Annotated in this window: 10 protein-coding genes and 2 pseudogenes; 6 read left to right on the top strand and 6 right to left on the bottom strand. The window is 65.6% G+C overall.

The window, feature by feature from the left end:
* Positions 1-482: 482 nt before the first annotated feature.
* The 3 genes from ACFO5K_RS09235 to ACFO5K_RS09225 all read right to left on the bottom strand — a co-directional run bounded on the left by ACFO5K_RS09235 (position 483) and on the right by ACFO5K_RS09225 (position 2436).
* Positions 483-1223 (bottom strand): VWA domain-containing protein, encoded by a 741-nt coding sequence (locus tag ACFO5K_RS09235; protein ID WP_378558997.1) that lies wholly within the window; start codon positions 1221-1223, stop codon positions 483-485.
* An 87-nt stretch (positions 1224-1310) separates the two neighbouring features.
* Complete coding sequence (locus tag ACFO5K_RS09230; protein WP_378558994.1) at positions 1311-1586, bottom strand: hypothetical protein; 276 nt, start codon at positions 1584-1586, stop codon at positions 1311-1313.
* Positions 1587-2100: 514 nt separating this feature from the next.
* A complete protein-coding gene (locus tag ACFO5K_RS09225; protein ID WP_378559020.1) occupies positions 2101-2436 on the bottom strand; it encodes a DUF3558 family protein in 336 nt (111 codons plus the stop codon).
* A gap of 403 nt (positions 2437-2839) precedes the next feature.
* On the opposite strand from ACFO5K_RS09225, the gene ACFO5K_RS09220 reads away from it, so the two are divergent.
* Together ACFO5K_RS09220 and ACFO5K_RS09215 are read left to right on the top strand one after the other, a co-directional pair.
* A complete protein-coding gene (locus tag ACFO5K_RS09220) occupies positions 2840-3505 on the top strand; it encodes a TNT domain-containing protein (RefSeq protein WP_378558991.1) in 666 nt (221 codons plus the stop codon).
* A 14-nt stretch (positions 3506-3519) separates the two neighbouring features.
* The gene (locus tag ACFO5K_RS09215; protein ID WP_378558987.1) at positions 3520-3768 is read left to right on the top strand and encodes a hypothetical protein; all 249 of its coding nucleotides are present in this window, start codon (positions 3520-3522) and stop codon (positions 3766-3768) included.
* Here the strand turns inward: ACFO5K_RS09215 and ACFO5K_RS09210 are convergent.
* Positions 3746-4093, bottom strand: a complete 348-nt coding sequence (locus ACFO5K_RS09210; protein WP_378559017.1) for a TetR/AcrR family transcriptional regulator — start codon at positions 4091-4093, stop codon at positions 3746-3748. The genes ACFO5K_RS09215 and ACFO5K_RS09210 overlap by 23 nt on opposite strands.
* Positions 4094-4128: 35 nt before the next feature.
* Positions 4129-4248, bottom strand: a pseudogene (locus ACFO5K_RS09205) (dihydrodipicolinate reductase); the annotation flags it as partial.
* Positions 4249-4647: 399 nt separating this feature from the next.
* On the opposite strand from ACFO5K_RS09205, the gene ACFO5K_RS09200 reads away from it, so the two are divergent.
* Together ACFO5K_RS09200 and ACFO5K_RS09195 are read left to right on the top strand one after the other, a co-directional pair.
* Positions 4648-6390, top strand: a complete 1743-nt coding sequence (locus ACFO5K_RS09200) for an N-acyl-D-amino-acid deacylase family protein (RefSeq protein WP_378558984.1) — start codon at positions 4648-4650, stop codon at positions 6388-6390.
* A complete protein-coding gene (locus ACFO5K_RS09195) occupies positions 6391-7008 on the top strand; it encodes a TetR/AcrR family transcriptional regulator (protein WP_378558981.1) in 618 nt (205 codons plus the stop codon).
* A gap of 138 nt (positions 7009-7146) precedes the next feature.
* Here the strand turns inward: ACFO5K_RS09195 and ACFO5K_RS27490 are convergent.
* Positions 7147-7426: pseudogene (locus ACFO5K_RS27490) on the bottom strand (IS701 family transposase); the annotation flags it as partial.
* Between the two features lie 449 nt (positions 7427-7875).
* On the opposite strand from ACFO5K_RS27490, the gene ACFO5K_RS09190 reads away from it, so the two are divergent.
* Both ACFO5K_RS09190 and ACFO5K_RS09185 read left to right on the top strand, forming a co-directional pair.
* Entirely contained in the window at positions 7876-8748 is an 873-nt protein-coding gene (locus ACFO5K_RS09190; RefSeq protein WP_378558979.1) for a haloalkane dehalogenase, read from the top strand.
* 41 nt (positions 8749-8789) lie between these two features.
* Entirely contained in the window at positions 8790-9665 is an 876-nt protein-coding gene (locus ACFO5K_RS09185; protein ID WP_378558976.1) for an RNA polymerase sigma factor, read from the top strand.
* Positions 9666-9692 lie beyond the last annotated feature (27 nt).

Raw genomic sequence — 9692 nt, 5'->3', positions numbered from 1 at the left:
ACCTGATGCCGATCACCGACAGTTGCCGCCACGGCGAACATGATGCCCGACCTGGCCATCTATCGGGCGAGAACCGAGAACTCGATTGGGAGACATGACCTAGTTCCTTCCTGACCTGACGATTTTTCTGGCGAGATCAAGTGGTTCGCTGTTCGGAGGTAGTCGACGCACGAGGTGGTCATTGACGTCGGCCGCTGATTGCACCACCGCGAGCGGAAACTGCCACCGCAGATCGGGATGTGGTGCCGCGCTCCGGTCTGACGGCGGTCGACCGGGCTCGGGACCGGTGTCGGTGTCCCTACTTCGCCCGCACGTGCGAGCCACGGGGATGAAATTGATGACTCCGCGCGGTGGCCGTGGGCGAGTGGCGCCATCACCGCGAAACGGGCGAGGCCCTACCGGCCCCAGAACAACGGCAAGATCGCGTGGTTTCATCGCACGCCGGCCGATGGCTGGACCCATGTTCCTTCTTCGGTGGCGGGTCAGGGGTTGCAGGACAGGTCAGCCAGCACGGCGTTCAGTTCGGCCAGTGTTGTCACGGAGTGGAAGTCGCCGTTGGAGAGCCTGCCGATCTCGCGCAACGAGTCCGGGTCGGTGGGTACCGGAACTCGAATGCTGCCGTTCGCGTCGGGTACCTCGACAGCTCCGTTGCTGGTTCCCAGCGAAATCGCCGAGATCCTGGCGTACTGCCGTTTGGCTTCGCGGGCGGCGGTGAAAGCCCCGCGGGCTGCGTCGAGTTCGGCGGGCATGGTTTGTTTTCCGTCGGAGATCAGGACGATCCGGCGCGGTCCTTCTATCGGTGTGGCCACTTGCAGCGCTTCGATCGCGCTGAGCGCGCTGAAGATTGCTTCACCGGTGGCGGTGCGTTCGGCCAGTCGCACAGCGTCGACAGCCCGCTTGAACACGGTGCGATCGACCGACAGCTGCGCCTGAACCGATGCGGTTCCGGCGAAGGTGACCAGGCCGAGCTGGGTCTGTGGTGGCAGCCGGTCCGCGTACTGTTTCGCCGCGGTCGTGGCGACCGCGAGACGGCTTGGCGTCACATCGGTCGCCTCCATCGACAACGAGGCGTCGAGCACGAACACGACAACCGCGTCGCACACCGCGAGCCCGACCTTCGGCTGCGCCTGACCGGAGACTGTATGCGCACAAGCCGAGGTGAGACCGACGACTGCGGCCAACAGGACGGCCGCTACCGACAGCTTCGAATGCCCTTGGCGCACAGGGCCAAGCTACCAGCGGCACGGCGGATGAAGTGGGCTGGTTGTTCGGTGAGGTTGAGGGCGGTCGGCGGATTGTCCGAGGGGGAGTCAGAGGTGGATCAACACCAAGAGCGTGAACAGGTAGCCATACACGATCGCGCCGCTGGCTATCGACCACCCGAGGACGGCGAATCGACGTGCTTTGGTATGGATCAGAACTGCCGCCGCCGACGCGAGTATCGGTGCCAAGGCGAGAGCGTTCACCAGCCAGTGGCCGATTTCGGGAACCGAGACCTGGAATGAGGTCCAGGACACCGCACCGATGATCAGTCCGGCGACGGCCTGAAGCCCTACTGAGACCGAGTCGGCGACCGTTCTGTTCACTGCCCATCTCCTCCGGCGATTCCCGCGCCACGGCAACTGCGTGGACGGCATCTATGAGCCTTCCACGCAGCCTCCTGATGTCTGGCAAGTACTCGGTGACACCGGGTAGGTGACATCACTTTTCGCCGCCCGAGTCAAGATTGCCAATCCGAATCGACGACAGATCTTCTCGATATGTGCTGCCAGGATTCGGTGGCACAACCACGGTGCCTACGATTCCATCGTAATCACCCTCGTCGAGGGCTGACGAGGTATTAGGAGAACAGGGATTCCAATCCGCTTGCCCGCCAGCGCGGAGTGTTGAAATTCGTGGTCAGTCGATCGTTATCGAGTTTCACCGCTTCCGTCGTGGCAGAGTCGCAGTCGCTGAGGATGTCGCGACCAAATTGTCGGTCAAAGCCGTGAGAGCAGACGAGCTCGGCCGGCTGAGCTGTTCTGCGCAGGCTTCGATGTGGCGCAATCGGGGCTGTGGTGGGGGAGAGAACTCACGTCGTGTACGACCTGAAATCTAGCCTCAGGGCAGGCCGGTCACCAGGACGTTGGCGGCCTCCAGTGCGCGGGTGCACGGATCGGGTGGGTTGTGTGCCGCAGGGCTGTCGGAGGCTCGGATGTAGACCGAGCCGGTACCGGCAGTAAGGACGATCTCGCATTCTCGGTCGGCCGTGCGGTCCTGAATCCCGGTGCGCCCGCCCACCGTGGTCTCGGTGGCTGAGGGTCTGGTCTTCCTGATGGCCTCGAGTGGGAAACTCGTGGATGCCGAGGTGGTAGGCCCAAACCGCTTTGGAGTCCTGCCAGGTGCAGTACGTCCAGTCCGGTTTCTCGGTTGTGGTGGAGGTCTTGGTGTCGGGATCGATACCCATCTGTCGCAGACATCCCAGCATCACGGAATCACCGACTGCCCTTGACAGGCGACACCCCTAGAAGTCGACGATGACGTGATCGAGTCGTGTCCTGGCCGTCACGAGTCCTGCGGGCGGCGTTGCGGAACCGACCCGGCCTTCGGTCGGCGCGGTTCCGCAACCGACCCGGCCGTGTCCCCACCGCGATCGGGTCAGTCACTACCGCGCAAGCACCGGCAGCGTCTGGATGCCTAGAGTTGCGCGGTTGCAGAGGCCGACCGCGCGCTGCCCGTCAGGTCCTCAACGCGGAATAGTCGAATTCGGGCGAACCGCCATCGCGCAACCTCGATTCAGCCTCGCAGAATGATGTAATGAGCGTCCTGGGGGTTCCGCTTCATCAAGGAGGCGATTCGCATGCGCTCGAGATCGATTCTCTCTGTAGCTTCCACCCTGGTCGCGTTGCTCTTCGGGGCACCGGCCATCGGTGCGGCCGAGCCGGCCGGACCGTGCAATCCGGGCACTCCCGACACCGCGCCGGCGACCACCACTTTCTTTGATGACGACCGCCAGTATCTCGGTCCCGACCCACTGCCGACGCAGCCACCGGTCGGTCCGCTGCTGACTGGATATCAGCGGTTCGGGGCCTTGGACGCCGACCAGTTCGTCGCGAAGTACCGTACCGAGCAGGGGTGGTGGATCTACCCACCAGAGGACGGGTTCGTCGTGCGTGCCGGACACGCCATGCGCCACCCGCAGGCATTGCCACCGGGCAAGCGGGTCGATCGTTTCGGCTATGCGGGCGGCAAATTCCTCGCACCGCAAGATGACTCGTTTGCTGCCCGCGCCCTACCGCCGCAGAACCTGAACACCCCGACCGGCACACCGCTGAGCAACTACCACCAGTATTGCGTGCTCAAACCGTTCCAGGTCGACGCGGGCCCGATCGCGGCGTGGTTCGAACAGCCCGGCGGCGGCACCCAGTACAAACTGGAGTCGAACTACCTCCCCGAAGCTGGTGCGGCCCTGAGCGTCACCTGGTTGCTGCAGAACGGCTACCTCGTCGAAGAACGACCGTCTTGAGCGGAGTGACCACCATGAATCGCCATGAACTCGCCGCGGCACTCATAGCCGCCGGCGTGCCTCCCGAGTCATTTCAGATCGCCGAGGTCCACGAAACCAGTCCACCGCCCACCGACTTCTGGTTCTTGCGATCCGGCTCCGACGATGACTGGGAGGTCGGCGCCTACGAGCGGGGACAATTCGACGTGCGGGCGAACTTCGACACCGAAGCCGATGCCGCCCGATGGATGCTGACAACGCTCACTGGCGCACCATCGAACTGACGAAGGCTGGAGGCACACCGGAGATTCGGTGCGGCACTCGAGCGGTGAGTTGTCGCGGTGGATCGGCGCGTCGGCGGGAGGGAGCGCCGCTCGGTGCATCGGGCCCACCAGCTCTGCCGCAGCCCGACAGGCTGCTCCATCGCAGACTCGCCTGGCACAGCGCTGCCTCGGGTGCCTCGTCGGCGGGCCGTGCCCGCAGGCTGTCGAAGATGGCGGCGCCCGCCCGGCGCAGAGCGCCGAGTAGGAGATCGTCTTTGCTCGTCACGTACCGGAAGTAGGTGCTGTGCCCGATCCCGGCGGCCGCCGCGATGTCTTCGGTGGTCACCGCGTCGACCGCGCTCGGCGAACAGTCGCAACGCGCCACGCGGGCTCCAGGTTCTGCTTGCCCATCAGCCAGTTGACCGCGATCCGGACGACCGGCTGACCGCCGACGATCGCATTCCACGCGAAGCGCTGTGCCGCGACCTGGCCCGGCTCGATGATACGTCGATGCCGTCACTGGCGGTCGCACGACAGGGCATCGGTCGGGATGAGCCTCGCTGCCACGCGTCGACCCACCCGACAAAGGCGTGGTACCGACTGGTCTGCGGTGACGGCACGAAGGTGCTGCCCAACGGCGCGCGGGAAGCGCTTCCGGCAGTGGTGAATTCGGCGCGAGCTGCGATGGCGGTGACGTGGCTGTCCGACGGCGGGGTGCGGATCGGGGAATTGTGTGGGCTGCACCTGCTGGACCTTCATCTGCGGGAGGACGTGGTCTGCGGCCGGTGCCGAACACCGCATCTGTATGTCTGCTTCCGGCCGAACAATCGGAATCGGTCCGACGCCAAGCCGGGATGCCCCTTCTTGACACTTTGTGACCGATCGGTTGCAATGTTATCTGTGAGCTATGACACGATCATCAGAGGCGGCCGCTGGTTCGACGGCGCCGGTTCCCCGTCCGCTATTCGCCACCTCGGCCTGCAGGGAGATCGTGTCGTCACGGTCTCGGCGGACCCGCTGGACGAAACGGGTTGCCCGAACGTCGTCCCTGCCGAAGGTCGATGGGTGCTGCCCGGCATGCTGGACATCCACACGCACTACGACGTCGAGGTGCTGAAAGAGCCGGCGCTGGCCGAATCCGTGCGGCACGGCATGACCACCATCGTGCTCGGGTCCTGCTCACTGTCGACGGTGCACGTCGAGCCCACCGACGCCGGTGATCTGTTCGGCCGCGTCGAGGCGATTCCGCGCCCGCATGTCATCGGCACCGTCGAGGAGGTCAAGTCCTGGAGTTCGGCGCGCGAATACGCCGAAGCCCTGGAGCGCCTGCCGCTGGGGCCGAATCTCGCTGCCATGATCGGGCATTCGGATATCCGGGCCGCGGCCATGGGCTTGGACCGCGCGACCCGCAAGGACGTGCGGCCGACGGTCGCCGAACAGGCGCGGATGGAGGCCTGGCTGATCGAGGCGCTCGACGCCGGGTTCGTCGGCATGTCGGCGCAGCAGTTGCTGTTCGACAAGCTCGACGGCGAGGTAGCGCGCTCGCGGACGCTGCCCTCGACCTATGCCGGTTGGCGGGAACGGCGGCGGCTCAACGCGATTCTGCGCCGGCGCGGTCGGCTGCTGCAGGGCGGGCCCGACATCAAGAATCCACCGCGGCTGGCCGCGATGATCTTCGCCAGTGCGGGCCTGTTCCGCAAACGGCTCAAGACCACGCTGATCTCGGCAGCCGACCTCAAGGCCAGCCCGCTCATCGTCTACCTGATGAGCGGACTGGCCCGCGCGGCGAACGCGCTCAACGGCGATTTCCGCTGGCAGCATCTGCCGGTGCCGTTCGAGGTCTACGCCGACGGCATCGACCTGGTCATCTTCGAGGAGTTCGGGTCCGGGGCGGCCGCGCTACATCTGGCCGACCAGGTCGAGCGCAACGCGCTGATGCGCGACGAAGCCTATCGCCGCCGCTTCCGCAAGGACTACGACGCCAAGTTCGGCATCCGGGTCTGGCACCGGGATTTCTTCGACGCCGAGATCGTGGACTGCCCGGACGAGAGTGTCGTCGGCAAGACCTTTGGCGAGGTCGGCGTGGACCGAGGCGGCGTGCATCCGGTCGACGCTTTCCTGGACCTGGTGGTCGAGTACGGCACCAAGCTGCGCTGGCGCACCACGATCTCCAACCACCGGCCCGCGATCCTGAACCGGCTCAGCGTCGATCCCGGTGTGCAGCTGGGCTTCTCGGATGCCGGAGCGCACCTGCGGAACATGGCCTTCTACAACTTCGGGCTGCGTTTCCTGCGCCGCGTCCACCGCGCCGAGCAGACCGGGAGGCCGTTCATGACCATGGAACAGGCGGTGCATCGGCTCACCGGCGAACTCGCGGACTGGTACGGCGTGGCAGCCGGGCATCTGCGCCCGGGCGACCGCGCTGACCTGGTCGTGGTCGATCCGGCGGGCCTGGACGACTCGCTCGACGCCTACGCCGAATCCCCCGTCGCGATGTACGGCAACCTGTCTCGTATGGTCAACAGGAACGACAGAGCCGTTTCGGCCGTGTTCGTCGGTGGGCAGTATGTGTTCGGCGAAGGGCAACCCGCCGAGGTGCTCGGCGTCCGGCGCACCGGCCGCTTCCTGCGAGCCGGAGGGTAAGTGACCAACGCGCGACGAACACAGGCCGAACGCAGCGCCGCCACCATCGCCAAACTGGTCGAGGCCACCATCGAGGCGATCGAGCAGGTCGGCTATCACAGCACCTCGCTCGGCGAGATCAGCAGTCGCGCGGGGGTTTCCAAGGCGGCCATCTTCCGGCACTTCGATTCGCGCATGGACCTGGTGGTGGCGGCGGCGGGCGAGGTCAGCCGCCGACACCTGGCTGTCGTCGCCGAGCTGCGCATCCCCGGGAGCGTCGCGCACCCGGTCGATCTCGCGGCGCTGATGCACCTGATGCGTAACCAGATTCGCAGCGACATCAACACCGTCTGGCTGGAACTGCTGGTCGCCGCCCGCACCGAGCCCGAGCTCCGGCTCCGGATCGCGCCGGTGCTGCGCGAGCTCTACGATGAATTGGACGAGCTCGCGGTCAGTGTGCTGACCCCCGACGTTTCGTCTGAGGCGGCCCGGCTGCTGGCCACCTCGCTGATCCACATGTTCGACGGCGAGGCGATTCTGCGCACCACCTATCCGCGTCCGGAACTCGAGGACGCGCGCATCGACCACGTCGCCGCCGCGTTCCGGGCGCTGACGGGTCCTACAGTCCCCGGCCCATGACCGATCAGCAGCTGCTGGTACTTCAGCCGCACTTCGTGATGTAATCGGTGTCGCCGCTGGTAGTGGGCCTGTTTGGCCCGGTACTGGTGCCGACGCCGCCACAACGACCATTGCCAGACCCGGTCGACCACCAGAACACCCGTCCGGGTCACTCAAGTACTCGACCGCGTAGGCACGCACGTCGTCACGCACCCGTCGGCATCCCGAGCCGCAGGGTTCAACAGCCACTGCATCCAATCCGACGTCTGGTCACCGGCGGCTTCGGCAATTGTCCAGCCGTTCTTCCCGGCCGGCGGCGCCAACAAGCCGCGCACGGACACGCGGGCCCGCCATCTCGGCTCTGCCCGGCAGAAACGGCCCGTGGCTCCCTGAACAAGTTGTCCAGCCCGGCCACCCACGTGACCAGGTCCGCACCGATCGATACGACGGAAGCTGTTTCCGCACAACTTAACTCAGTGCGGCTGGAGTATTAGTCGGTGCCCGTGACCATCGTCGCCACCACCGCGCCCGCTTTGCGAGGGCGACTACCGGCGCTTGTTCGAGGCCCCGGCGTCGGCGCGCACACGCCGTGACTCCATCCACCCTCGTCTGATCACACTGTCCACCACCCGTCGGGTCGCCGGGTGAGGCAGATCACTAGCTGTGTTGTGTCACGGCTGCCGGTTTCCGGTGTCGAAAAAGGTGTATCAGTCATCGACACCCGCCCACCGTCAAGGGCGCGAAGGGATCGGTATGCACAGGCACCTTGGCTTGGACACACCCCACGCCGGTCGGCCGGTATCTCGACGAACACTGCTCCGGGGTATCGCCGCTGGGATCACCATCGCCGCTTGCGGATGCGGATCACCCGACAAGAAGGGCCAGATAGTGAATACCGCAGAAGTTCTCGGCACACACATGTCCTACACCGAAATCGGCGTCGGCAACCCGCTCGTGTTCCTGCACGGCAACCCGAGCTCCTCGCATGTGTGGCGCAATATCCTGCCCCACATCGCTGACGGGCGGCTGCTGGCGCCGGACCTTGTCGGCATGGGCAAATCCGGTAAACCCGACATCGGCTACACCTTCGCCGACCACGCCCGCTACCTCGACACCTGGTTCGACGCCCTCGACCTCGACCGCGTCGTTCTCATCGGCCACGACTGGGGCGGCGCGCTCGCCTGCGACTGGGCGGCCCGTCACCCGGAAAGGGTGCGTGGGCTGGCCTTCTTCGAGAGCATTGTCAAACCGATGGCATGGGAAGAGCTTTCTCCGCAAGCACGCGCCCGGTCCGAATCCATCCGAACCCCGGGTATCGGCGAGGAGATGGTGCTCGAGCAGGACCTGTTCATTCGCCAAGCCTTCACCGGGGGCGTCCTCGATCCCGTTGACGAGGTGGCTCTACAGGCATACCTCGCGCCTTACCCGACGCCCGACAGCCGTCGGCCCATCCTCGCCTGGGCCCGCCAGATGCCGCTCGGCGGTGATCCCGCCGAGCTAGTCGCTCGCATCGAGGCCTACGACCGGTGGCTGGCAACCAGCACCGGCACACCGAAGCTGCTGATGACCTTCGAAGGTTCCCCCACACTGCTCATCGACGAAGCGATGGTCGACTGGTGCCGACACCACATCACGGCACTGGATATCGTCGCTTGCGGCCGGGCCGGACATCACGCCGCCGAGGACCGCCCCGACGAGATAGGCACCGCAATCGCCCGATGGTTGCAGCGTCACGCCCTCACCGGACCACAGAACCGATGAACATCGTTGCGCCTACCCCGCCGCAAGTAGACGATCCATTGATGACCGACGCCGCGCCAACTGGCCTCAACTCAGTCGACCCGAGCGAAGTCGCGCTCGTAGCCGAAGCGATCGACGGCGACGCCGACGCGGCCGCCGAGGTGATGCGCAGACTTCAGGATCCGATCTACCGGCTGGCGCTGCGGATGACCGGTCGGCGCGCCGACGCCGAGGACGCCACACAGGAGATTCTTCTGCGTGTGTTCACACGGCTTGCCACGTGGCGAGGCGAGGCGAAACTGCTTACCTGGGCATACCGCATCGGCGTCAACCACCTGCTCAATCTACGGAGGCAATCGCTACAGGAGGCAGCGCAACTCAGTCTCGACGCCTTCGCTGACGCGCTGGCCGAGGGATTGGCAGCCGACCACCGCGAACCTGATGCGGAACTACTCGCCACCGAAGTCCGCCTCCAATGCAGCCAAGCGATGTTGCAGTGCCTGACCCGTGAGGAACGGATCGCGTTCGTCCTCGACGACGTGTTCAGTGTCGGGTCCGCCGATGCTGCTTGGATTCTGGACCTCGCACCCGCCACCTACCGAAAACGTCTCGAGCGGGCCAAAAAACGCCTACGTGCATTCTTGACCTCGACCTGCGGCCACGCGAACGAGCAGGCCCGATGTCGGTGTTCGCGGCGTATCGCCCACGCCGTGTCGACCGGACGGATAGATCAGCAGCAGCCGGAGCTGGCCACCCACCCCATCACCAGCGGAGGCCGTAGCGCTGCGGAAGCCGAACAGCAGATGATTGCGCTACACGACGCCGCGGCGGTGCTCCGCGTTCATCCGGACTATGCCTGCCCTCGAACGAAAGTGGACGCCGTTGCAGGTCTCTTGAAATCCGGACAGTTCTCCTTGCTGTCCGGCGAATCCGACTAGCCTCGGCCCGTCATGGAAATAGGGCCT

Origin of the sequence: Nocardia halotolerans (genome assembly GCF_042650145.1) — a bacterium.
In the GTDB taxonomy this organism is placed as follows: Bacteria; Actinomycetota; Actinomycetes; order Mycobacteriales; family Mycobacteriaceae; genus Nocardia; species Nocardia halotolerans.
This window is presented reverse-complemented; position numbering and strand designations above follow the sequence as displayed.

Bases quoted from the DNA above. Each gene is read 5' to 3' on its own strand.
- ACFO5K_RS09220 (WP_378558991.1), top strand. From the start codon at position 2,840: ATGCGCTCGAGATCGATTCTCTCTGTAGCTTCCACCCTGGTCGCGTTG.
- ACFO5K_RS09215 (WP_378558987.1), top strand. From the start codon at position 3,520: ATGAATCGCCATGAACTCGCCGCGGCACTCATAGCCGCCGGCGTGCCT.
- ACFO5K_RS09185 (WP_378558976.1), top strand. From the start codon at position 8,790: ATGACCGACGCCGCGCCAACTGGCCTCAACTCAGTCGACCCGAGCGAA.